19 protein-coding genes and 1 pseudogene are annotated in these 22,863 nt (G+C 64.0%); 9 read left to right on the forward strand and 11 right to left on the reverse strand.

What is annotated here, in order from left to right; genetic code table 11:
- Positions 1 to 334 precede the first annotated feature (334 nt).
- From FNA67_RS10415 to FNA67_RS10425, 3 genes are all read left to right on the forward strand, one after another.
- Positions 335 to 1,363 carry an ABC transporter substrate-binding protein gene (locus FNA67_RS10415; RefSeq protein ID WP_147655992.1) on the forward strand — a complete coding sequence of 343 codons (1,029 nt, stop codon included), beginning with the start codon at positions 335 to 337 and terminating at the stop codon, positions 1,361 to 1,363.
- A gap of 180 nt (positions 1,364 to 1,543) precedes the next feature.
- Positions 1,544 to 2,374, forward strand: a complete 831-nt coding sequence (locus FNA67_RS10420; RefSeq protein WP_244616601.1) for an ABC transporter permease — start codon at positions 1,544 to 1,546, stop codon at positions 2,372 to 2,374.
- Complete coding sequence (locus tag FNA67_RS10425; RefSeq protein WP_147655993.1) at positions 2,371 to 3,396, forward strand: quaternary amine ABC transporter ATP-binding protein; 1,026 nt, start codon at positions 2,371 to 2,373, stop codon at positions 3,394 to 3,396. The genes FNA67_RS10420 and FNA67_RS10425 overlap by 4 nt, the downstream gene beginning before the upstream one ends.
- Positions 3,397 to 3,599: 203 nt before the next feature.
- On the opposite strand, the gene FNA67_RS10430 is transcribed toward FNA67_RS10425, so the two are convergent.
- The 6 genes and pseudogenes from FNA67_RS10430 to FNA67_RS10455 all read right to left on the reverse strand — a co-directional run bounded on the left by FNA67_RS10430 (position 3,600) and on the right by FNA67_RS10455 (position 8,902).
- On the reverse strand, positions 3,600 to 3,827 hold the full coding sequence (locus FNA67_RS10430; protein ID WP_147655994.1) for a tautomerase family protein: 228 nt from the start codon (positions 3,825 to 3,827) through the stop codon (positions 3,600 to 3,602).
- A gap of 10 nt (positions 3,828 to 3,837) precedes the next feature.
- Positions 3,838 to 3,955: pseudogene (locus FNA67_RS22290) on the reverse strand (oxidoreductase); the annotation flags it as partial.
- 20 nt (positions 3,956 to 3,975) lie between these two features.
- Positions 3,976 to 4,374 (reverse strand): (R)-mandelonitrile lyase, encoded by a 399-nt coding sequence (locus tag FNA67_RS10440; protein ID WP_147655995.1) that lies wholly within the window; start codon positions 4,372 to 4,374, stop codon positions 3,976 to 3,978.
- Positions 4,375 to 4,545: 171 nt separating this feature from the next.
- Entirely contained in the window at positions 4,546 to 6,060 is a 1,515-nt protein-coding gene (gene ilvA, locus FNA67_RS10445; protein WP_049705058.1) for a threonine ammonia-lyase, biosynthetic, read from the reverse strand.
- Positions 6,061 to 6,149: 89 nt separating this feature from the next.
- The gene (locus tag FNA67_RS10450) at positions 6,150 to 7,928 is read right to left on the reverse strand and encodes an NAD(P)/FAD-dependent oxidoreductase (protein WP_147655996.1); all 1,779 of its coding nucleotides are present in this window, start codon (positions 7,926 to 7,928) and stop codon (positions 6,150 to 6,152) included.
- Between the two features lie 47 nt (positions 7,929 to 7,975).
- Positions 7,976 to 8,902 (reverse strand): MurR/RpiR family transcriptional regulator, encoded by a 927-nt coding sequence (locus FNA67_RS10455; protein WP_147655997.1) that lies wholly within the window; start codon positions 8,900 to 8,902, stop codon positions 7,976 to 7,978.
- Positions 8,903 to 9,265: 363 nt separating this feature from the next.
- Between FNA67_RS10455 and FNA67_RS10460 the strand changes: the two genes are divergently transcribed.
- The 5 genes from FNA67_RS10460 to FNA67_RS10480 all read left to right on the forward strand — a co-directional run bounded on the left by FNA67_RS10460 (position 9,266) and on the right by FNA67_RS10480 (position 14,562).
- The gene (locus FNA67_RS10460; protein ID WP_244616602.1) at positions 9,266 to 10,036 is read left to right on the forward strand and encodes an ABC transporter ATP-binding protein; all 771 of its coding nucleotides are present in this window, start codon (positions 9,266 to 9,268) and stop codon (positions 10,034 to 10,036) included.
- Positions 10,037 to 10,043: 7 nt separating this feature from the next.
- Positions 10,044 to 10,889 (forward strand): ABC transporter permease, encoded by an 846-nt coding sequence (locus FNA67_RS10465; protein ID WP_049705062.1) that lies wholly within the window; start codon positions 10,044 to 10,046, stop codon positions 10,887 to 10,889.
- A 67-nt stretch (positions 10,890 to 10,956) separates the two neighbouring features.
- A complete protein-coding gene (locus FNA67_RS10470; protein WP_147655999.1) occupies positions 10,957 to 12,120 on the forward strand; it encodes an ABC transporter substrate-binding protein in 1,164 nt (387 codons plus the stop codon).
- A 70-nt stretch (positions 12,121 to 12,190) separates the two neighbouring features.
- The gene (locus FNA67_RS10475) at positions 12,191 to 13,276 is read left to right on the forward strand and encodes a Gfo/Idh/MocA family protein (protein ID WP_049705064.1); all 1,086 of its coding nucleotides are present in this window, start codon (positions 12,191 to 12,193) and stop codon (positions 13,274 to 13,276) included.
- A 77-nt stretch (positions 13,277 to 13,353) separates the two neighbouring features.
- Positions 13,354 to 14,562 carry an amidohydrolase/deacetylase family metallohydrolase gene (locus FNA67_RS10480; RefSeq protein WP_147656000.1) on the forward strand — a complete coding sequence of 403 codons (1,209 nt, stop codon included), beginning with the start codon at positions 13,354 to 13,356 and terminating at the stop codon, positions 14,560 to 14,562.
- A gap of 43 nt (positions 14,563 to 14,605) precedes the next feature.
- On the opposite strand, the gene FNA67_RS10485 is transcribed toward FNA67_RS10480, so the two are convergent.
- From FNA67_RS10485 to FNA67_RS10505, 5 genes are all read right to left on the reverse strand, one after another.
- Positions 14,606 to 15,973 carry an MATE family efflux transporter gene (locus FNA67_RS10485; RefSeq protein WP_147656001.1) on the reverse strand — a complete coding sequence of 456 codons (1,368 nt, stop codon included), beginning with the start codon at positions 15,971 to 15,973 and terminating at the stop codon, positions 14,606 to 14,608.
- Positions 15,974 to 16,306: 333 nt separating this feature from the next.
- Positions 16,307 to 18,997 (reverse strand): sensor histidine kinase, encoded by a 2,691-nt coding sequence (locus tag FNA67_RS10490; RefSeq protein WP_147656002.1) that lies wholly within the window; start codon positions 18,995 to 18,997, stop codon positions 16,307 to 16,309.
- Positions 18,994 to 19,221, reverse strand: coding sequence for a hypothetical protein (locus FNA67_RS10495; protein WP_049705068.1), 228 nt, complete (start codon positions 19,219 to 19,221; stop codon positions 18,994 to 18,996). Before FNA67_RS10495 ends, FNA67_RS10490 begins: the two co-directional genes overlap by 4 nt.
- Positions 19,222 to 19,223: 2 nt before the next feature.
- Positions 19,224 to 19,604, reverse strand: coding sequence for a response regulator transcription factor (locus FNA67_RS10500; RefSeq protein WP_049705069.1), 381 nt, complete (start codon positions 19,602 to 19,604; stop codon positions 19,224 to 19,226).
- A 56-nt stretch (positions 19,605 to 19,660) separates the two neighbouring features.
- Positions 19,661 to 21,271 (reverse strand): helix-turn-helix domain-containing protein, encoded by a 1,611-nt coding sequence (locus FNA67_RS10505; RefSeq protein WP_147656003.1) that lies wholly within the window; start codon positions 21,269 to 21,271, stop codon positions 19,661 to 19,663.
- A gap of 179 nt (positions 21,272 to 21,450) precedes the next feature.
- On the opposite strand from FNA67_RS10505, the gene FNA67_RS10510 reads away from it, so the two are divergent.
- Positions 21,451 to 22,803, forward strand: coding sequence for a substrate-binding protein (locus FNA67_RS10510; protein WP_049705071.1), 1,353 nt, complete (start codon positions 21,451 to 21,453; stop codon positions 22,801 to 22,803).
- Positions 22,804 to 22,863: the final 60 nt, after the last annotated feature.

Below are 22,863 nucleotides of genomic sequence, written 5' to 3' on the forward strand. Positions count from 1 at the left end.
GAGGACGGAGGGGCGGGTTGCGTCGCGCTCGGGCTCGTCCAATCGTCGGCGCCAAGAATTTCCTGCCTGGTCCGGATCGGGGAAAATCGCCGGAAATGTGGTAAGTTCGTGGCGAGCAAATTTATTTTTGCTTACGCGACGGCAGCGACAGTTCTTGCGGAGGCGCTATCAGTCAAATTGCGAGCGTCTCGCAGATGTAAAGACATTAATGTGACAACCCATATAGAAGGTAAATTGCATCAGTTTTGTTTAGTTGTGCGAAGTATACTCAGATTTGACATGCCTGGATTAGGTTTTTAGGGTTTACGCAGAACGAAATCCAGGAGATCGCCTTATGATATTGAAGTCCGGTGGCGTAGCCGCCGCGATTGCCGTCGCCATTGTCGCTGCTTCCAGCCACGCCACGCTCGCTCAGGACGCCGCGGGTTCGACCTGCGGGACCGATCGCACCATCGACATCGCCGAGATGACCTGGCCCTCCGCGGCCGCGCTTGCACACATCCATGCGCGCATCCTCGAGGCGGGTTATGGCTGCAAGGTCGAGGTGGTCACGGGCGATACTGTTCCTACGTCCACCTCCATGCTCACCCGTGGCACGCCTGCCGTGGCCCCCGAGCTCTGGACCAGTGCGATCCAGGAACAGTGGGAAGCCGGCCTCAAGGACGGCGAAGTCGTCGAGCTGGCCGACGCCATTACGGACGGCACTGTCGAAGGTTGGTTCATCCCCCGCTACACGCAGGAAGCGCATCCGGAGCTGACGTCCGCCGAAGCGGTGATCGCTCATCCGGAAGTGTTTCCGGACCCGGAGGACAGCAGCAAGGGTCGTCTTTACTCGTGTCCTCCGGGTTGGGCGTGCGAGCTTTCGACCTCTGCGCTCTACGAAGCCTTCGACATGCAGGACAAGTGGAACCTGTTCTCGCCCGGTTCGGGCGGTGCGCTCGATGCCTCGATCGCCCGCGCCTTCACCCGTAGCGAGCCTATCCTGTTCTACTACTGGGGCCCGACCGCGATCCTGGGCAAGTACGACGCTGTGCAGCTCGATCTGGGTGAAGCCAAGCCCGAGGTCTACGCCTGCAACACCGATCCGGACTGCGCCGACCCGGCAGGCGTGACCGCCTATCCGTCCTCTCCGGCCGTCGTCGGCGCCGCCGCCTGGATCAAGGAAGAAGCGCCCAACGTCGCCGACTACTTCTCCAAGGTCGGGCTTTCCAACGCCCAGATCAGCAAGCTGCTGGTCTATGGCGACGAGAACAAGGCGGACGCTGCCGCCACGGCAGAGAACTTCCTCAAGACCGAGCAGGACGTCTGGACCAAGTGGGTTCCGGCCGATGTCGCCGACAAGGTCAAGGCGACCCTGGGCTGATTGCGCCCACATGACTGATCGATTGGAGCGGCCGGAATTTCCGGCCGCTCTTTGTGCCAATTCAGGGGTGCGGGGGCGCTTTGGGCGCACTCGCACTGTCTCGGTCGGTTCCGACCGATCGATGAAAGCGAAGAACCTTTGTTTCCTCAGATAGTTGATACGCGCCCGCTGCGGCGGGCCGTGGACGACGGTCTCAACTGGGTCGTGCGCGAGTGGGGCGATGGCTTTGAAGCCGCCGCCTATCCGCTGCTGGCCCTCCTCAAGGCCATCGAAGACCTGCTCATCGCCACGCCGTGGTGGCTCATCATCGTGATCCTGGTGGGTATCGCCTGGCTTGCCTCGCGCCGCTGGCAACTGCCCGCGCTCGTGCTCGGTGCGCTGCTCTTCCTTGGCGTAATGGACCTCTGGAAGGACGCCATGGCGACCATGGCGCTCATGCTCGCAGCGACGCTCACCGCCATCGTGCTTTCTATCCCGACGGGCGTCTGGATGTCGCGCTCGGCCCGCGTCCGCCAGACCATCACCCCGCTGCTCGACCTCATGCAGACGCTGCCAAGCTTCGTCTACCTCATTCCCTCGGTGATGATTTTCGGCCCCGGCAAGATCCCGGCTCTCATCGCCACCATCGTCTATGCCGCGCCTCCGCTCGTGCGCCTCACCGACCTGGGCCTGCGCTCGGTCGATCCGGCGGTAATGGAAGCCAGCCGCGCCTTCGGCACCAATCCCCGCCAGCGCCTGCTCGGCGTCCAGATTCCGTTGGCGCTCCCCACCATCCTCGCCGGCATCAACCAGACCACGATGATGGCGCTTTCCATGGTCGTGATCGCCTCCATGATCGGAGCGGGCGGCCTCGGTTACCAGGTGCTCCAGGGCATTGGGCGGCTCGAGGTGAGTCGCGGCCTTTTCGCCGGCCTAGGCATCGTGGCTCTCGCCATCATCTTTGACCGCACGACCCAGGCGTTCGGCCGGCGCCTGCAGGGACGCATCGGCCTGGTGGAGACGCGCACATGACCGATACGAGCGAAAATGCCATCACCATCCGGGGCGTGACCAAGATCTTTGGCGACGACCCGCAAACTGCCCTCGCCATGCTGCGCGACGGCAAGAGCAAGGCCGAGGTACAGGCCGAGACCGGCCAGGTAGTAGGGCTCGACGCGGTGTCGCTCGACATCGCCCGGGGGCAGATCTTCGTGGTCATGGGGCTTTCGGGTTCGGGGAAGTCCACGCTGATCCGCCATGTCAACCGGCTGATCGAGCCGACTGCCGGCGACATCTTCGTGGGCGGCGAGAACGTGCTGGCCATGAGCGCCGAGGAACTTCGCGCGTTCCGCCGCAAGAGCGTGGCAATGGTGTTCCAGAAGTTCGGCCTCCTGCCGCACCGCAGCGTCATCGACAATGTCGCCTATGGGCTCGAAGTGCGCGGCGTCGGCCGTCGCGAACGGCGCGAGGCGGCGGCCAAGTGGATCGAGACTGTGGGATTGGCCGGCTACGAGGACGCGCGTCCGCGCCAGCTCTCGGGCGGGCAGCAGCAGCGCGTCGGCCTGGCTCGCGCCCTGGCGCTCGACACCGACATCGTCCTGATGGACGAGGCATTCTCCGCCCTTGACCCGTTGATCCGCTCGGGGATGCAGGACCAGTTGCTCGAGCTCCAGAAGACGCTCAACAAGACGATCCTGTTCATAACGCACGACTTCGACGAGGCGCTCAAGATCGGCAACCGCATCGCGGTGCTCAAGGACGGTTCCGTCCAGCAGGTGGGCAAGCCCGAGGACATCGTGCTGCGTCCGGCCAACGAGCACATCGAGGAGTTCGTCCGCGACGTCAACAAGGCCCGCGCCATCCACGTCCGCTCGATCATGGAGACGGGCGAAACCGAGCTATGCGAACAGGCGGTCTCGATGGACGCCCGCTGCGAGGACGTGCTGCCCTTGTTCGCCGACCACAAATGGGTCGGCGTGCTCGACCAGAGCGGCCAGCAGATCGGCCGCGTCACCGCGCGCCAGGTCATCGGCGCACTGGCTCGCCACGGGTAGGGTGGTTGCTAATTCCTACGTGTCTTCCTCGGCGGAAGCCGCGGTCCGGTTCCACCGGTCCCAGATCGGAACGGATTTCTGGACCCCGGCCTCCGCCGGGGAAGAGGGATTCGGGGTAATTTTGGGGCGCCAGAACCGGTGAGCGGGCCAACAGGTCTCCCTCCTCACACAAGAGGAGGGAGGCGACGGGGCTGCCCTGCGAGCTACATCTTGTAGCCGGGCTTCTTGTAGAGCGTCGATTCCTTGGCGAGGATGTCGGGGCGGTAGACCTCGTCGCGCCAGGCTTCGGCACTCACTTCGTCGAAGCCCACAGAGACCGATTCCTGGCCGTAGCCCAGAATGCTGGTGACGTTGTCGGTAATGGCGTCGGCGAGGCGCTGCTCTTGCTGTTCGCTCTTGCCGGGCCAGAGTTTGACTATGACGTGGGGCACGCTTCCGCTCCTTGAGCTTGTCCTGCCGGCGCGCACCGAGCACGACCATTGCTGGCGAGCAGCTTGGCGGGGGCCTCGCCGATACCGGAAGAGGCGCCGGTGATGATGACGACTTTATCTTTGATCAATTCAGTATTCCTTTGTTCGGTTAGCGGGCGCCGTATTGCTCGTCGCTAACGTGCTCCATCCAGTCGACGGCCTTGCCGTCCTTGCTTTCCTGGATGGCGATATGGCTCATCGCGGCTTCGGCCGAGGCGCCGTGCCAGTGCTTTTCGCCGGGCGGAAACCAGACGACGTCACCGGGATGGATTTCCTCGATACTGCCGCCCCAGGTCTGGACGTAGCCGCGACCGGTCGTGACGATGAGAGTCTGGCCCAATGGATGGGTGTGCCAGGCGGTACGGGCGCCGGGCTCAAAACTGACGAGGGCGCCCTGAACGCGCTCCTTGTCGAACGGATTGAACAGCGGGTCGATGCGCACCGTGCCGGTGAACCAGTCGGCGGGACCCTTGCCGGAGGGTGTGGCCCCTGCGCGGACGATTTCCATGACGTTTTCCTTCCACAAAGGTTGAGGCCGAACCGGCCTTCATTGCGATGTGGCGGAAGGTAAGCGCGCGCGGATAACAGGACTAGGTGCCGAACGGTCCATGAACTTGTGAGGAAAATTCATGAATGCCGGCAGCGCCATCTGGGACGCGGGATCGTGCCCGCGCGGCGGTCAGTGCGTACCCAGGAACATCGCGTAGGCCGGATTGGCGGTCTCGTCCCAATGGGCGTAGCCCAGATCGTCGAGGAAGGCATCGAACGCGACTCGCTCGTCGGGCGGCACCTGGATGCCGGCGAGCACGCGGCCGAAATCGGACCCGTGGTTGCGGTAGTGGAAAAGGGAGATATTCCAGTCCGAGCGCAGGCCCTCGAGGAACCGGAGCAGGGCTCCGGGCCGCTCGGGAAACTCGAAGCGGTAGAGCATTTCGCCGGAAAGGCCCTCGACGCGCCCGCCGACCATGTAGCGCACATGGAGCTTGGCCAACTCGTTGTCGGTCATGTCCACGACCGCATGGCCGCTTTCGCGCAGGAGTGTGATGATCTCCTGCTTTTCGGCTTCCCCGCGCTTGAGACGCACGCCCACAAATATCTGCGCACTGGCGCCGGGCGCGATGCGGTAGTTGAACTCGGTGATGGCCCGATCACCCAGGAGACGGATGAAACCGCGGTAAGCGCCGGGCTTTTCGGGAATGGTAACCCCCAACAGCGCTTCGGAGCGCTCGCCGATCTCGGCGCGCTCGGCGACATGGCGCAAGCGATCGAAGTTCATGTTGGCGCCCGAAGCGATGGCGATGACGGCGCCTGGTCGGTCGAGTTCACCGGCATGCTTGCGCAGGCCCGCCAGTGATACGGCACCCGCCGGCTCGGCGATGGCGCGGGTGTGGTCGAAAATGTCCTTGATCGCCGCACAGATTTCGTCCGTGCTTACCGTGACCACGCCATCGAGCAACTCGCTGCACAGGCGGAAAGTTTCGTCGCCTGCCTGCCGCACAGCCACGCCATCGGCGAAGATGCCGACCTCATTGAGCGGCACCGGACGCCCCGCCACCAGGGCGGCGCGCATCGAGGCGGCGTCCTCAGGCTCAACCCCGATGACGCGGATTTCGGGGCGGAGAAACTTCACATAGGCCGCAATCCCGGCGGCCAGTCCACCCCCGCCGATCGGCACATAGATGGCTCCTATCGGCCCGGCGTGCTGGCGCAGCAGTTCCATGCCGATCGTCCCCTGTCCGGCGATCACCTCGGGATCGTCGTACGGATGGACGAAGACCAGGTTCTGCGCTTCGCAGAGCGCCAGCGAATGCAGGCGCGCATCGTCGAACGTGTCGCCTGCGATGACGGCCTCGCCGCCCAGGCGTCGCACCGCCTCGACCTTGATCGAGGGCGTCGTGGTGGGCATGACGATGACAGCCCGGATGCCCATGCGCCGTGCCGAATAAGCGACGCCTTGCGCATGATTGCCCGCCGAAGCGCAGATGACGCCGCGCCGCCGTTCGTCTTCGGTGAGCTTGGCCAGCTTGTTGTAGGCGCCGCGCAGCTTGAAGGAAAATACCGGCTGAAGGTCTTCGCGCTTGAGCAGCACCTCGCGCCCAAGCCTGTCCGAGAGCGCGCCCAGACGCTCGAGCGGCGTTTCGATGGCGGCCTCGTAGACGGCAGAATTGAGGATGCGGCGAACGTAGTCTTGCATGCTGGTCTTCCTGAACGCTGGACCAAGGCATGTCCCCTCGGGAGCTGCCGGTCAAGACCGGCAGCTTGCCGCAGGCGGGGAAGGGGCCGTTAAAGTGGCGTCCGGTAGACGGGCGTCTCGATGCGTTCCATGCGCGCCTTGATCTGCAGCGCGACGAACTTTGAGAAGAACCGGCTGAGCGCCAGGTTGCCACCCTGGAACCACAGGTTCTCCTGGGCGACGGGCTTATACATGTTGCGCAATTCCCCATGCCAGGGACCGGGATCGTGCCGCGTGCCCGAGCCGAGCCCCCAGCAGGTGCCGATAGCATCGGCGACTTCGCGCGAGACGATGCCCGCCACGACCTCGTGCATCGACTGGAAGCCGGTGGACTGGATGATCACGTCCGCCGCCAGTTCGCTCCCATCAACGAAGCCGATGCCACCGGGCGTCAGCCGCTCGATGTCGACGCCCGGCTTGATGCCGATCTCACCATCGATGATGAGCTGGGAGGCGCCGACATCGACATAGTAACCCGAGCCGGTGCGATAGGCCTTCATCATCAGGCCGGTCTCGTCCGGGCCAAAATCGAGGAGGAACCCGGTAGCCTCGAGGCGCGCATAGAAATCAGCGTCGCGGGCTCGAATGCGGTCGTAGAGAGCCTTCTGCTTGGGTGGCTGCAGGGCGAACGGGGTGGCCGCGCTCAGCATGTCGGCGGTATCGACATCGATTCCCGCGGCGACGGCGGCCTCCGAATAGGTATCGAAGGCCATCTCCATGAGGGTTTCGGAGCGCACCACGGTGGTGGCGGAGCGCTGGATCATGGTGACGTCGGCCCCCGCCTCCCAGAGGTCCACCGAAACGTCGTGCGCCGAACTGGCGGCGCCGATGACGGCGACCTTCCTGCCCTTGAACCGGGCGCCATCCGCATACTGGCTGGAGTGGATGATCTCTCCCTCAAAGGCGTCGGCACCCGGAAGGTCGATATATTTGGGCGGACCATAGGCGCCAGTGGCGAAGACCAACTGAGCCGGACGGAGCGTCACCGGCTTGCCGTTGCGCATGAGCTCGACGGTCCAGCGCTTCGAGCCGTCATCGAATTTGGCCGAGACGCACTCGGTGCCGCCCCAGTAAGTGAGCTCCATCACCTTAACGTACATTTCGAGCCAGTCGCCCATCTTGTCCTTGGGCGTGAAGACCGGCCAGTTGGCGGGGAAGGGGATGTAGGGCAGGTGGTCGTACCAGACCGGGTCGTGCAGAACCAGCGAGCGATAGCGGTTGCGCCAGGAGTCGCCGGCCTTTGCGTTCTTCTCGACGATGACGGTAGGGACGCCCAGTTGCTTGAGACGCGCGCCGAGCATGATGCCGCCCTGTCCGCCGCCGATGATGAGGCAATAGGGTTCTTCGCTATTGCCCAAAGCGGCCTCCTGGCGCGCCCGCGCCTCAGACCAGGTCTCGCGGTTGCGGTCGGCGCCATGTCGGACGCCCTTGGGTCGGGTCGGGCCCAGACCCTCCTCGTGCCCATCAAGCGCCTGCAGGGTGGTGAGGATGGTCCGGCACTTACCGTTCTCGAGGGTGAGGATGCCTTCGCCGCGCCCGGCGCCAGTCTTAAAGGTGAACCAGGCCTCGATGGGCTCGGCATGACCGCCCTTGGCCTGCGACAACTCCCAAGCCCCCGGGACAGTCGCCTCAAGCGTCGCCTCGAGCATCGCGGCGATGGCCGGCTTGCCCTCCACGGTCTTGACGTTCCAGGTGAAGGCAAGGAGGTCGCGCCAGTAGCAGTCTTCCGCGAAGAGGGCGAGCGTCGCCGTGATGTCGCGGCGTTCGAGAGTATCGGCAAACGCGGCAAGCCAAACCGTCGCCGCCGCCACCGGTGCGGTGTCGTGCATAAAGTCCATCCCTTGTAACCACCGGCACCCCCGCCGGTCTTAGAAAATCAGTCTCCCAGCGGCTCGAGCACCTTCCCCTTGCGGTGGTTGAGCACGGTGTACTTGATGCGCCGCAGCGTCTCGCGCGAACTCGGGTCGAGCCGCGCGCCGACCGCGCTCGAAAGCAGATCGATGATGGCGAGGAAGGCGTAGCGGGACGCAGTCGGCTTCATTGGATCGGGAAACTCGGGCACGTCTACGGTCAGGGCGATATCGGTGCCCTTGGCGAGATCGGAATCGGGCGCCGTGATGCTGATGGCCTTGGCACGATAGTGGCGCGCCACCTCGACCGCTTCCACCGTCTCGCGCGTGCGGCCGGTGCTCGAAATGGCAATGACCAGGTCATTGGGCTTGAGCGTGGAGGCCATCATTTTCATGACGTAGGGATCGGAGTGCCCCGAGACGACGACGCCGTAGCGGAACAGGCGGTTCTGCGTCTCCTGGACTAGCGAGGTCGCGCTGCCGCCCATGCCGAAGATCAGCACCTGATGGGCCTTGGCGACCAGATCGGCCGCTTCGATGACCTTTCCCGGATCGAGCTGGCGTTCGACCGCGGCCAGCGCGTTGCGCGCCTCCCCGAACACCTCGTTCCAGAGGGGTGAAGCGTTGGCAGTCGGATCGGCCGGCAAGGGGCCGGGGGTCAGATAGAGCCGCCCGACGACAACGCTTTGCGCCAGCTTGAGCTTGAAGTCGCGGACCCCGTTGCAGCCGATGGCGCGACAGAAACGGGTCACCGTCGGTTCGCTCACTTCGGCACGCCTGGCAATCTCGGCATTGGAGGCATCAACCGCAAACGAGACGTCGGCCAGCACCGCGTCGGCCACGCGCCGCTCCGCGGGCCGCAACTCGTCGTAGGCATCCTTGATCTGCGAGAGAATGTCGGGGATCGGCCGCGTGTACTGCTCACCCCCGTCCTCGGATTTGCGTGTGCGCATCTGGCGACCTCTGGCAATTGCAGGAGATTGGACTTCTATCATTTCTGATCCGCCATTGTCTCTTTCGCGCCCATGCCGATGGTGCAGATCGTTGCCCTCGCGTGACATCAGAATGTAGGAAACTTACAAGCCCTTCAAGTGGCAATGTGTCTATAGATTCAGCACTAATCGGCATAGGCAAAAGTTTAGAGCTGCCCGCTTGACTCAGAAAGTAGGATAGTTTCACACTCAAATCCGTGGCGTCTGGAAGCGGTTGAGGGACCGCTGCCGGACGGCCGGACAAACGGTGCTGGGACAATGCGAGGGGCAATGTCGGCAGGGAATACACTCGAGCCCAAACTACGGGTGAGGGACGCGACCAAGGTGTACAACACCCGGTCGGGCGACCTCCTCGCGATCGACCGCTGTTCGCTCGATATCAGGACGGGCGAGATCGTTTCGATCGTCGGACCATCCGGTTGCGGCAAAACCACTTTGCTGTGGTCGATGTCAGGACTGCACGGGTTGACGTCCGGCGGCGTGCTTCTCGACGGCAAGGCCATCACCGGGCCCAATCCGGAAATCGGCATGGTGTTCCAGGAGGCCAACCTGCTGCCGTGGCGCAACCTGGACGCCAATATCCGCTTTCCCTTTGAAATCAAGGGCACCCAGCCCGATCGCCTTTGGATTGACGAACTGCTGAACCGCGTGGGCCTCGAAGGTTTTGGCGGGCGGTTCCCGCGCGAACTCTCCGGCGGCATGCAGCAGCGCGCGGCGCTGGTGCGAGCACTCTCCTTCAAGCCATCCGTACTGCTCATGGACGAGCCGTTCGGCGCCCTCGACTCGTTCACCCGCGAGGAAATGAACCGGCTGGTCGAGGAAATCTGGATGGATACGCCCACCACCATCGTCCTGATCACCCATTCCATCGAGGAAGCCATCTTCCTTTCCGACCGCATCGTGGTGATGAGCCCGCGGCCGGGCAGGGTGGCTTCCATCCACGACGTGCCCTTCCCGCGCCCGCGCTCGATGGAAATCATGTCCTCCAAGGAGGTCTTCGACCTCACCAACGTCATCAAGATGGAAATCGTGGGCGAGCAGCAGAGCCGCTACGCCAGGCCATCGGCGACTTCCATTCAGCAGCCGGCGCATTGAGGGCAAAGTGAGCGAGACAGACGCGATCCCTGAATTCAAGTCCAAATCCGGTGGAAATGGTGACGTTGGCATTTCCAATATGTCCGCCCTTACGGCCGGGCCCGGCGTCAAGTCGCTGGGCGAAGTGCTCATCATCGTCCTCGTGGCGGTCATCGTCATTGGCGGCATCGAGCTGCTGCTCAACATCTTCGCGGTGCCGCAATACGTGCTGCCCAAGCCGAGCGAGATCGCGGTGGCGCTCGTCACGGAGTTCCCGCATATCGCGCCGCATCTGGGCCACACGCTGGTCGAGCTCGTGGTCGGCTTCGCCTTCGGCGCCGGCATCGGGCTGGTGCTGGCGGCGGTCATCACGCAATTCCCGTTCGTCGAAAAGATCGTGACGCCCTACATCCTGCTGCTGGTGACGACCCCGATGCTGGCCCTCGTGCCGCTGCTGATCCTGCGCTTCGGCTTCGGGTACGAACCGCGCATCATTGCCGTCGCCCTGGCGTCGGGCCCCATGGTCATGATCAACGCCGCCACCGGCTTCCGTCGCGTCGATCGCGGCAAGATCGCGCTGGCGCGCTCTTATGGCGCCTCCACGCTCCAGATCTTCTGGAAGGTGCGCGCGCCCATGGCTCTGCCGATGATTTTCGTTGGCCTCATGGTTGGCTCGATCTTCGGCCTGCTGACGGCAGTGGGCGCCGAAATGGTCGGCGGCGGCTTCGGGCTGGGCAATCGGCTCACATCCTATTCATCAATGATCCAGATGCCGCAGTTCTTCGCTGTGGTTCTGATCCTCTCGATCCTGGGCATCCTCATCTACGTGCTCTTCTTCCTGCTCGGGAAGAAGTACGCGAGCTGGGAGGCCTGAGATGCCGCTGCCGGGGGAGACGGCAGCACCAAGGGACAAACGGGACGTTCATCAACAGGGGTAAAGAATGACCAAGTTTTCGCTCGGCGGTGGCATGAGCCGCCGCACCTTCCTGCAGGTTTCGGCCGCGGGCGTCGTGACGGCCACGGCCCTCGGCGGCGTGGGCCGCGCCAATGCGGCGCCCTATTCCAAGTTCACCTGGATTTCGCCGCGCGGCACGCTCGAAGTGCTCGACGACTATCCCTACTGGATCGGCAAGAAGATGGGCTATTTCGCCGATCTTGGCGTCGAGACCGACATGCAGCCGGGCCCGTCCGACGGCACCGCCACGGTCAAGTTCGTCGATGTCGGCCAGGCCGACATGGGCTTCCCGTCGCCGGGCGTGTTCTCGTTCGCGCTCGAAAACGGCATGAAGCTCAAGTCCGCCTTCCACATGGGCGCCAAGGACACCTTCAGCCTGGCCTTCCGCAAGGGCGAGGGCACCAACGACCTCAAGACGCTCGAGGGCAAGACCATCCTTCTCGGCTCGGCCGCCTGGCAGTCGATCGTGGACCCGATGCTGGCCGTACAGGGCGTGGATGTCACTAAGGTCAAGTATGTCGAAGCCGGCTGGCCGACCTGGTCGACCGCGCTCAAGGCTGGCCAGGGCGACGCTGCGCTGAGCTGGGAAGGCCTGCGCGCCGAATGGATCGGCACGGGCCTCGACTTCGAATACTGGCTGGGTGTGCAGCACTCGCCGCTCTTCGCCAACACTTTCGTCGTCCGCGCCGCCGACCTCGAAGACCCGGACAAGAAGGCGTTCCTGGACAAGTATCTCAGGGCCTGGGCCATGGGCATGGAATTCGCCTACAACAATCCGCGCGCGGCCGTTGAGGCGGTGTTCGAGCAGTTCCCGACCCTGGCCAGCAATATCGGGCCGGAGCTGGGCGTGACCTCGATCCTCCAGCAGATCAACGTCTTCCGCGGCGACATGGACAAGCGCGCCGGCTGGGGCGACCACGACATGGCTGCCTGGCAGACCTTCTTCGACAAGATCCACGAGCTTGGCCAGATCACCAAGCCGGTCAAGGCCGAGGACGTCTGCACCAATGCCTGCATCGCAGCGGCCAACGACTTCGACCACGACAAGGTCAAGGCCGATGCCGAGGCCTACATGCTCAGCGACGCCTTCGCCGCCATCGACGTGGAAAACGTCAGGGCGCACCTTTACGACCAGGCCGTGCCGGCCTGATTGACACGAACGGGCGGGCGGCGCATGCGTCGCCCGCACTCATACCAACAGCGGACAGGGGGAGGGCCGAATGGCTGACAAAGTGAAGGTTCTGGTAGTGGGCTTGGGCAATATGGGCGCCTCGCATGCGAGTGCCTATCACCGCAATCCCGGTTTCGAGATCGTCGGGCTGATGAGCCGCTCGATGAAGTCCAAGCCCGTACCCGAAGAGCTCAAGGGATACCCGCTGTTCGAAGATTTCGACGAAGCGCTTGCCGCGACCAAGCCGGATGCGGTCTCGATCAATTCCTGGCCGAACACCCATGCCGAATACGCCAAGAAGGCGATCAATGCCGGCGCGCACGTCTTCATGGAAAAGCCGCTGGCGACCAATATCGAGGACGCCGAGGAAGTCGTGCGTCTCGCCAAGGAGAAGAACCGCAAGCTGGTTCTCGGCTATATCCTGCGTGTCCATCCGAGCTGGATCAAGTTCATCGAGCTGGGCAAGACCCTCGGCAAGCCGCTGGTCATGCGCCTCAACCTCAACCAGCAGAGCAACGGCCCTGCCTGGATGTGGCACAAGAATCTTATCGACTCGCTGATCCCGATCGTGGATTGCGGCGTGCATTATGTGGACGTCATGTGCCAGCTGACGGGCGCCAAGCCGGTGCGCGTCCACGGCATCGGGGCGCATCTGTGGGCCGAGGCCGACAAACCGAATTACGGGCACCTGCACGTCACCTTCGATGATGGCTCGGTCGGCTGGTACGAGGCGGGCTGGGGCCCGATGATGAGTGAGGTCGCCTTCTTCGTGAAGGACGTGGTCGGCCCCAAGGGCGCCGTCTCCATCGTGCCGGGCCATTCGGACGGCAAGGATCAGCTCGAGGACGTCTCGGACTCAGCCGACATCGACCGCCACACCAAGACGGACGCCATCCAGTACCACCACGCCGAAGTCGGGCCGGACAAGAATTTCGTCAAGAAGGACGAGATCTTCAACATGACCGACGAGCCCAACCACCAGGACCTCTGCGATCGCGAGCAGGCCTTCTTCCTCAAGGCGATCCAGGAAGATCTCGACCTCACCGAGTCGATGGATGCGGCGGTCAACAGCTTGCGCATCGTGCTGGCGGCGGAACAGTCGATCAACGAAAAGCGGGTCATCGAACTCGCCTGACCTCCCTCTCGTAGGCAAACCCAATGCGGCGGGCCTGCCGGCCCGTCGCCGGTAGTCCTTACTCCACGGAGATCCCGATGACACAAGCGGCCGGGCACGGGTTCGACCTTGTCCTGAAGGGCGGGCGCATCCTCGATGAGAGAAACGGCGTCGACGGCATTCTCGATGTCGCAGTGGCGGGCGGCAAGATCGCTGCCATCGGCAAGGACCTGCCGGTAGGCGGCGCAAAGGTCGAGGATGCGCGCGGAGCCATCGTTGCACCGGGGCTCATCGACATCCACACCCACGTCTATCACAAAGCCACCTCGCTCAGCGTCGATCCAGGCTTCATCGCGCGGCGATCCGCCTGCACGACACTGGTCGATGCCGGCAGCTCCGGGGCAGGGAACTATGACGGGTTCCGCGACTACGTGATGGCCCACTCGCCCTACCGCATCTTCGCCTTCCTCAACATCTCGTTCCCCGGCATTTTCGGGTTCGACAAGGGCGTGTCGATCGGCGAGGCGACGCTGCGTGAAATGCTGCCGGTCGATCGGTGCGTCGCCAAGGTCGAGGCCAATCGCGATCGGATCATCGGGGTCAAGGTGCGCATCGGCGGACCGGTTACCGGCAAGCTGGGGCTCGGGGCGCTCGAACTGGCGCTCGAAGCCGCCGAAGCCCTGCAATTGCCGCTCATGACCCATATCGGCACTCCGCCGCCCAGCTATTCTGCGGTGGTCGACATGCTGCGCCCCGGCGACATCCTCACGCATTGCTATCGCCCTGACCCCAACTCGGCCATCGGCCCGGACGGCAAGGTGCTCGATGCCGTCTGGAAAGCGCGCGAGCGCGGCGTGCTATTCGACATCGCCCACGGTATGGGCGCCTTCGGCTACGAGACGACCGAGGCCGCGCTCAGGGACGGGTTCCCGCCCGATCTCATTTCTTCGGACGTGCACGTGATCGCGGTCGAAGGGCCGGGCTATGACCTGCTCCATACGATGAGCAAACTGCTCAACTGCGGCCTCAGCCTGCCTGACGTCATCGGCATGACGACCAGCCGTCCCGCCCTGGCGATCCGGCACCCCGAGCTCGGCCACATCGGCGTGGGCGCGCCAGCCGATATCGTGGTTCTCCGGCAGTACGACAGCACCTATGTGTTCGAGGACGTGGTGGGCACGAGGCGCCAGGGGTCGACGCTCCTGCAGCCGGTGTCGGTCTATCTGGAGGGCAAGGCCATGGAAGTGAGCCGCCGCCCGTTCGAGGAGAGCTTTCTTGTCGGCTCCCATCACGCGCACGCCCATTGACGGGTGCGGCGCGGCGGAATGATCCGTCGCACCGCAATGTGTGTCAGGCCGTCTTGAACAACCCCCAACCCAACCGCCGCGACTGGCCGAAGAGCACGAGGCCGGTTACGACGACCAGCAGGAAGTCGGCCGCCGGATAGGCTACCCAGATGCCCGTCTCGCCCATTATAGGCGGCAGGATAAAGGTCAGCGGTACGGCGAAAAGGTAGGTCCGCGCCAGGCTCAGCAAGGCAGAGCGCCGCGCGTCACCGATGCTTTGCAGATAGCTCGCGATCATCATCATGGGCCCGAGCGTGAAGTAGAGCAGCACGTAGAACGGCACGATCCGCCCGACTTCCGCGATCACCGCGGGATCCGAGACGAAGATGGCGCCGACGCTTTCGCGACCGACCATGAGCACGACCTCAACCACAGCCGAGTAGACGAGGGAATAGACCATCGTCAGCTTGAGGGCGGCATTGGAGCGGTCCCAGAGGCCGGCCCCATAGTTGTTGCCGACCACCGCCTGCATGGCGAGGCTCATGCCGAGCAGGGGCAGGTAGGCAAAGGTCATGATCCGCGTGATCACCCCATAGGCCGCCACCGTTTCGCCCTGGCCGCCATCGGCATGGAGGCGCAACGCCAGGATGGTCGCGGCCGCGCCAAGGGCGATGCCGATGAAGCTCAGGCTTCGCGGCGCCCCGAGCGCAAGCATCTCGGTCCACCCCTGACGCCAGAAGCGCAAATCGGCGAGGCCGAGGCTAAGCTGCGCCTTGCCCGCTCCCCGGTAAGCGAAGATCACGGCGAGAGCCAGCGCCTGCGCAAGCGCGCTGCCCCAGGCCGATCCGGCCACGCCCATTCCGGCCCAGGCGATGAACGCCACGTTGAAGACCATGTTGCCCAGCGTGACCACGATCCCGCCCAGCGCCATGAACCCGATGCGTCCTTCGACGCGCAAGCCGTCGGAATGAACGGCAACCAGCAGGAGCAAGGGCGAGGTGAAGACGGTGATGGCCAGGAATTGCCAGGCCATGTCGACCAGGTGAGGTTCACCCCCAGCCACTAGGTCGACGAGCGGCCGCCCCGCGAAGACGAAAAGGACCAGCACGATCACGTAGACCGCGAGCAGGAGCCCGTGTGTTCCGGCAAAACTGGCCCTGGCCTCCGCCAGATGCCCCGCGCCCAGCTGGCGGGCAAGAACGCTTGCCATGCCGGACGAGACCATCGTGGCCAGTGCCGACAACAACATGACCAGAGGGAACATGAGCGTTACGGCCGCCAGGGCGTCCGGACCGACGAAAGCGCCGAGCAAGATGGCGTCCACCACTGTCAGCAGCCCGTTGAGACTGGTCAGAAAGATGATGGGCAGGGCAGTTCGCGCGAAAACCCGCGGAATCGAACCGGCAATGAAACTATTGGCAGGTGCAGTCATGATGCAGCCTCGAAAGATCGAACCGGGAGCGACAGCGTCGCCCCGGGCAATTTCGGAAAAGTGGCGAAGGCCCCTGGTGGGGACCGCGTGGACGGCGTCTAGCGCTCGTCACCCGCTGCCGACGGAGGGCGCGGCACGACCCGGAGGGATATGAAAAGATGATGCATGGTCTTCCTCACCAATGGTGGGGCGGATCAAGTCATGGGGCTCGCATTGCCATGAACCGCCTCGGAGAGGAGCGATCTGGACCAAAGACTGACTTCACCATCGGACATCCGGCGAGCGGCAGGCGTCAGCAGCCGGGCGTGCAAATGAACCCGGGGACGGCAAATGTCAAGCGATCGCAGCGAGCGTGATCCTGAAAGCAGCCCCACGATCGCGCATCGGCAACAGTTCGAGCTTGCCATCCATGCGGGCGATGATCTGGCGCGAGATCGCCAGGCCCAGGCCAGCGCCGACGGCCACCGAGCCCTTGCCCATCTGGCCCCGGGAGAACTTTTCAAAGATGAGCTTGCGTTCGGCGCGGGCGATGCCGGGGCCATTGTCGATGACATCGACCATGTACCGTCCACGGCTGACGCTCGAGCGAACTTCGACATGCGGGGCCGGCGAGTCGTTGTACTTGATGGCGTTGGAGATCAGGTTGATGAGCACCTGGCAGAGGCGGTCGCTTTCCCCCGATACGATGGCTCCCGCCGAACGAGGGCCGATAACGAGCCGCATGTTGTGCTGGCGGGCCAGCCCACCGCAGACTTCCAACGCGCGGTCTAGCGTAGCCTCCGCATCGATGGGCGTATTCTCCCAACCCTGCTCGCCGCGTTCCATGGCGGAGAGATCGAGTATCTGATCGAGAAGCTTGGTAAGCCGCAGGCTCTCGGCGTGAATCGTACTCACGAAGCGCCGCCGCTCCTCTGCATGCAGGCTGTCTTCTTCCAGCAGGATTTCCGAGAAACTGCGGATCGAGGTCATGGGCGTGCGCACCTCATGGCTGACCTGGCTGAGGAACTCGTCCTTGCGCAGATCGAGCTCACGCAGCTTCTCGTTGGCATCCTCGAGCTTGCGCGCCGTTACCCGGAGTTCATTGGAAGTCCGTTCGAGCTCCTGGGAATACTCAATGGCCTGCTGCGTCTCGTCGGCCATCTGCATCACTTCCTCGAGCGAAACAGCCTGCCCCGAAACAACCTTGCCCAGCATCACGTGAGCGGAGGCTGCCCCGATCGAGCCGGCGAGCTCACGCTCGAGCCGGCCGATGAATTCCGGGCTCGGCACCATGTCGGCCCCCGGAATGCCTTCGAAGATCTCAGCAGCGCGTTCAGCGCCCAGGACGCGCTGGGCCACGAAGAAAAGGTCGTTGGCCGGGGCAGAGCCCCCGATGAAGCGCCGGTCGCCACGTCCCAGCGGGCGGAAGGCATCCACGAAAAGATTGGCCTGCAGGCGTTCAAGCGCCGACTGGTTGGTGAAGAGCGATACCACAACCAAGACCGTGGTGTTGAGAAGGAGGCTCCAAAAGACGGAATGGACCAGGGGATCGAGATGATCGAGCCCGAACAGAGCCTCGGGCCGCAGCCACGAGATTCCCCACGGTCCTTCGGCCATCAGCTGGGCGACGGACGGCGACGTGGTTTCGAACGAGGGCATGAACATCGACCAGGCCCAGACCACGAAGCCAACCGTGATGGCCGCCGTAGCGGCCTTGACCGTCGCGTCCTTCCAGAACAGGGCTGCCACGATGGCCGGCAGGAACTGTGCAACACCCGCGAAGGAGATCAGCCCGATCGGGGCGAGGGCGTCCGAATCTCGGGTGAAGTAGAAATAGAGAAAGCCGAGCGAAAGGATGATGCCGATCGAGAGGCGGCGCGAATTGAGCAGGAGGCGGCTGAACCCGGTGCCGTCGTCCTCGCCGATGCCACGCATCGTGCGCAGGGCGATGGGCATGACGATGTGGTTTGAAACCATGATGGAGAGCGCGATCGCCTCCACGATGATCATTGATGTGGCAGACGAAAAGCCGCCTACAAAGGCGAAGAGCGCCAACCCCTGCTGCCCGGCGGCGAGCGGGAGGGTGAGCACGAACATGTCCGGGTTGGAACCGGCCGGCATGGACGTGAGCCCGAAGAGGGCGATGGGCAGCGTGAACAGGCTCATCATCAGGAGGTAGGCCGGAAAGGCCCAGCTGGCGGTGCGCAGATGGTTCTCGTCGGAATTCTCGACCACCGTGATCTGGAACTGGCGCGGCAGGCAGAGGATCGCGGCGATGGAAAGCACGTTCATCGCTACCCAGCGATTGCCGAAAGTCTCACCCGAATAGATATCGATGCCGTGCGCCTCGGCATTGGCAAAGATCGCCTCAAACCCGCCCCCCACGTAGACGACGAAAACGCCGACGGTGAGCAGGGCCGCAAGCTTCACCACGGCCTCGAAGGCGATGGCGGCGACGACGCCGTGATGTTGTTCCTTGGCGTCCACGTTCCGGGTGCCGAAAAGGATGGTGAAGAGCGCCATCGCCGCCGCAATGCCAAGCGCCAGGCCGACGTCATCAATATTCTTGAGGCTGCCTACGCCGAACTCGGAGGCGCCTGCGATGGCCTGGATCGAGGACGTGACGGCCTTGAGCTGAAGCGCGATGTAGGGAGCGATGCCGACGAGCGCGATGATGGTGACCAGCACCGCCAGCCGGCTCGACTTGCCGAAGCGCGAGGACAACAGATCGGCGACGGAGGTGAGCCGCTGGTTGTGGCTGATGCGCACAAGCTTGCGCAGCACGAACCACCAGCCGACGAAGACCAGCGTCGGGCCGACATAGATCGCCAGGTATTCGAGCCCGTTGCGCGCCGCCGAGCCAACGGCGCCGTAGAATGTCCAACTGGTGCAATAGACCGAGATGGCGAGGGTGTAGATGAACGGCGACCGCAGGAACGAGCCGGTACCGTTGCGGGCGCGGCGATCACCGATATAGGCGATCAGGAACAGCAGCCCCACGTAGCCAACGGCGGTGGCGATGACGAAATCGGCCGAGAGCGTCATCCGGCATCCTCGGGCTTCTGCTCGCCTTCGTGCGGCAGACGGTAGGCAAAGAACGCGGTACCGAGAACCAGGCAAAGCCAGACGACGAAGAGGTAGACCACCTCGGCCGGCACGCCGAAGAGGCGCACCCTCAGGTTGAACAGCAGAACCAGCGGCGGCAGGAAGAGGAGCGTGCCGAAAATGGTGAAGAAGAGCGCCGCGCTCGTCAGCTTGCGCCGGTCCATGGCTACTGCGCCAGTTGCTCGCCGAGAAGCCGGCGCACTTCGCGCACGACGTCCATATTGGCGTAAGGCTTGGTGACGAAACTATCGGCGCCCAGTTCCTCGGCGGTGCGCCTGTCCTGGGCCTGGCCTTTTGCGGTAAGGATGAGAACGGGCAGGTCGCGGGTCACAGCGTCGGCCCGGATCTGCTTGAGCACCTCGAATCCCGTACGCTTTGGCAGCATGACGTCGAGCACCAGCACGCGCGGACGCAGGCGCCTGGCGGCGGACAAGGCAGCCTCGCCATCCGTCACGCTCTGGATCGACCAACCCGCGCGCCTGAAGATGAAATCGAGCGATTCAAGAATGCTCGGCTCATCTTCGGCGATGAGAATATCGAGCGGCAATGTTCCCCCCCCTTGCTTCCGCTCTCCCATGCGGAAACGTGCACAGAGAAGCGCAATCAGCTCGTTTGGTCAAATGCCCGCGGGACGAGCGGCGCGCGGACGGCATCCTGCCCGCTGCCGGGTGCGAATGCTTCCTCCTGCCGGGCGGCGCAATTGCGCCTTGTGCACAGCCGACAGGTCGGACCGACCGGCAGGTCACCCGAATCGTCGTCGAGGTCGAGGCCGACGCCATAAACGGTCTGATCGGCGTGGAGCGCGCTGCAGGCGAGCATCACCGAGGTGTGCAGTGCGGGATCGGAAAAGCTGGCCGGCCGGCGGCTGGTGGTACGGGCGAGAAACAGGTAGCGCGAGCCATCCGAGAACTGCACCACCTGACGCACCAGCGTCTCGGGCGTGCGAAAGGCATTGTAGATCGTCCAGAGAGGGCAGGCGTGTCCGCTGTTGGGGAGCAGGAGCCCCGGTAACGGGAAGTGCTTGGTGAGCCGTCCGGCCGGATCTGACCGCAGGAACCCGAAGGGAATGCCCTCGAGCCCGGGACGGCGCAGCGTGACGAGGCGATGGGCAACCTGTTCGAAGCTGGCCGTATAGACCTGCCGCAGCGCCTCGATGTCGTAGCGCATGGTTTCGGCATGGGCGAGGAACTGCTCGTAAGGGAATACCATGGCTCCGGCGAGGTAGGAGGACAGCGCGCGAAAGGCGAGCCGGCGCGAAGTTGGCGACGTCAGGAGCTGCGAACGAGTCTCTGCCTCGATGGCTTCGCCGGCGGCGAGCTCGGCGTAAAGCCGCGAGAGCTGGAACTGGCGGGTCGAAGCGACGGCGCTGGTCTGGAACCACATCTGGCCGGCTGCCGCATCGAACAGGTATTGGCCGGGAAACCCGTGGGCGTCGACCTGCCGCTCGGCGGTGCGGCGGACCTGGATGGAAAAGCGCCGATCAAGGGCCTCGGCAAGGGCCTGCTCACTGGTTCCGCCGACTTCCTCGCGCAAGGCATTGGCCGCGGCTTCGAGGACGGGAAAGTAGTTGTCGTTCTCAAAGATCAGGTCATCCAGCTCGCGGACGGGACTGACGCTGCGTCGCTCGGCCGTCTCTTCGAACTGGCCGATCAGGGTGCGCGCCACGTCGCTGACGTTGCGGGCCTCGCGGGTGATGGAGCCGATGAAGCGCTGCCGCTCCGCATCCTCAAGCTCGGGGACCTCCTCGAGGATCTCAGCGCCGGAGCGCATCGCGGTGATCCCGGACAGAATGCGGTGCAGCAACTGGCTGAAGAGCGGATCCGCCCGCAGCCGCTGGGCATAGTCGTCAACGCTCGCGACGGCAGATGCATAGGCTCGGTAAAGCTGAAGGATCACAGCGGCAGCGTCGGGATTGGTGGCCACCAGATCGCGGGCCGCGCCAGCATGCATCTGGGCGGAGGCCAGCACCGGATCGGCAAAGGCTTCCTCCAGTTCGGCGATGAGCCGATGTTCGCTCTCCCCGGTGAGCGCGCCGATTTCAACGTCCAGTTCGGCGGCTATGCGCAGCAGGAGCGTGCCGCCGACGTCGCGCTTGTTGGCTTCGATGAGATTGAGATAGCTCGGCGATATGCCCGATCGCCGCGCCAGTTCGGCCTGAGAGAGCCCCAGCGTCTTGCGGCGTGAACTGATCCTGAGCCCTATCGGTGCACGCATGGTCCCCTCTCGGTTCTGTAAATGAATTTACATCAACGCAGGCCACGAAGTGCAAGTATTTACAGAATATCGCTGCAACATCAATGCGTTGTTGCGGCTGTTTTCATCCAGGAAAATACTCGGGCTCGCGGTCAGGTGTCTCGGCATGAATCGAGCCCCCCGCCCAAGAGGAGGAGAGCATGACCGATTTCCGCAAGGGCATCAGCCGTCGTACCGTGCTGAAGACCGGCCTGGCCGGCATCATCGCGACCGGCATCGCGCCTACCATTTTCACTCGCAGCGCCTTCGCGCAGGAGTTCTGCAACGCGCCGACCGGCGATACCGTGACGCTCGGCTTCAACATGCCGCTCACCGGCGCTTACGCCGACGAAGGCGCCGACCAGCAGCGCGCCCTGACCCTGGCGGTCGAGCACCTCAATGGTGAGGGCGACGGCGGGCTGATCCCGACCTTTTCGTCAAAGATGCTCAAGGGCAACGGCATCCTGGGCAAGAAGGTCGCCTATGTCACCGGCGACGACCAGACCAAAGCCGACGCCGGCCGCGACTCGGCCCGCCGCATGATCGAGCGTGACGGCGCCATCATGATCTGCGGCGCATCCTCGTCAGCCGTGGCCATCGCCGAACAGGCGTTGTGCCAGGAAATGGGCGTGATCTACATGGCCGGCCTCACCCACTCGAACGACACCACCGGCAAAGACAAGAAGCGCTACGGGTTCCGTCACTTCTTCAATGCCTACCAGTCCGGTGTGGCGCTCGGGCCCGTGCTCGGCAAGGCTTATGGCAACGATCGCGTCGCCTACCACCTGACGGCCGACTACACCTGGGGCTGGACGCAGGAAGAATCCATGATCAAGGCCACCGAGGCCCTTGGCTGGAAGACGCTGCCCCCGGTCCGCACCCCTGTGGGAGCGGGCGACTTCAGCCAGTATCTTACCCCGGTGCTGAATTCGGGCGCGGACGTGCTGATCCTCAACCACTACGGCTTCGACATGGTCAACTCGCTGACCCAGGCCGTGCAGTTCGGCATGAAGGACAAGCAGGTCAACGGCAAGGACTTCCAGATCGTCGTGCCGCTGGTCTCGGACCTGATGGCCAAGGGCGCCGGCGAAGCGATGAAGGGTGTCTACGGCACCTCCAACTGGGACTGGCAGCTCGCCGACGACGCTTCCAAGGCCTTCACCAAGTCGTTTGGCGCGAAGTACGGCCAGCCGCCCAGCCAGATCGCCCACACCTCCTACGTGCAGGCGCTGCTTTATGCCGATGCCGTTGAGCGGGCAGGGACCTTCTACCCGCCTGAGGTCATCAAGGCGCTCGAGGACTTCGAGTTCGACGGCATGGGCAATGGCGCCACGCTCTATCGCGGCGCCGACCACCAGTGCTTCAAGGACGTGCTCGTCGTCCAGGGCAAGCAGGCTCCGGCCAACCCGTTCGACCTGCTCGAGGTGGTCGACACGGCCAGCCGCGAGAGTGTGACCTACGATCCGTCGATCTTCGGCGGGGAACTGGGCCCGGACACTCCGGCCATGTGCTGATCCAAACAAGGGCCCGGTGTGAGCCGGGTCCTTCGTCCGCCGGTGCGTGGAGCCTGGCTC

This window comes from Youhaiella tibetensis (assembly GCF_008000755.1).
Classification (GTDB): domain Bacteria; phylum Pseudomonadota; class Alphaproteobacteria; order Rhizobiales; family Devosiaceae; genus Paradevosia; species Paradevosia tibetensis.

Bases quoted from the DNA above. Each gene is read 5' to 3' on its own strand.
- FNA67_RS10415 (WP_147655992.1), top strand. From the start codon at position 335: ATGATATTGAAGTCCGGTGGCGTAGCCGCCGCGATTGCCGTCGCCATT.
- FNA67_RS10425 (WP_147655993.1), top strand. From the start codon at position 2,371: ATGACCGATACGAGCGAAAATGCCATCACCATCCGGGGCGTGACCAAG.
- FNA67_RS10440 (WP_147655995.1), bottom strand. From the start codon at position 4,374: ATGGAAATCGTCCGCGCAGGGGCCACACCCTCCGGCAAGGGTCCCGCC.
- ilvA (WP_049705058.1), bottom strand. From the start codon at position 6,060: ATGCAAGACTACGTTCGCCGCATCCTCAATTCTGCCGTCTACGAGGCC.
- FNA67_RS10450 (WP_147655996.1), bottom strand. From the start codon at position 7,928: ATGCACGACACCGCACCGGTGGCGGCGGCGACGGTTTGGCTTGCCGCG.
- FNA67_RS10455 (WP_147655997.1), bottom strand. From the start codon at position 8,902: ATGCGCACACGCAAATCCGAGGACGGGGGTGAGCAGTACACGCGGCCG.
- FNA67_RS10470 (WP_147655999.1), top strand. From the start codon at position 10,957: ATGACCAAGTTTTCGCTCGGCGGTGGCATGAGCCGCCGCACCTTCCTG.
- FNA67_RS10475 (WP_049705064.1), top strand. From the start codon at position 12,191: ATGGCTGACAAAGTGAAGGTTCTGGTAGTGGGCTTGGGCAATATGGGC.
- FNA67_RS10480 (WP_147656000.1), top strand. From the start codon at position 13,354: ATGACACAAGCGGCCGGGCACGGGTTCGACCTTGTCCTGAAGGGCGGG.
- FNA67_RS10485 (WP_147656001.1), bottom strand. From the start codon at position 15,973: ATGACTGCACCTGCCAATAGTTTCATTGCCGGTTCGATTCCGCGGGTT.
- FNA67_RS10490 (WP_147656002.1), bottom strand. From the start codon at position 18,997: ATGACGCTCTCGGCCGATTTCGTCATCGCCACCGCCGTTGGCTACGTG.
- FNA67_RS10495 (WP_049705068.1), bottom strand. From the start codon at position 19,221: ATGGACCGGCGCAAGCTGACGAGCGCGGCGCTCTTCTTCACCATTTTC.
- FNA67_RS10505 (WP_147656003.1), bottom strand. From the start codon at position 21,271: ATGCGTGCACCGATAGGGCTCAGGATCAGTTCACGCCGCAAGACGCTG.
- FNA67_RS10510 (WP_049705071.1), top strand. From the start codon at position 21,451: ATGACCGATTTCCGCAAGGGCATCAGCCGTCGTACCGTGCTGAAGACC.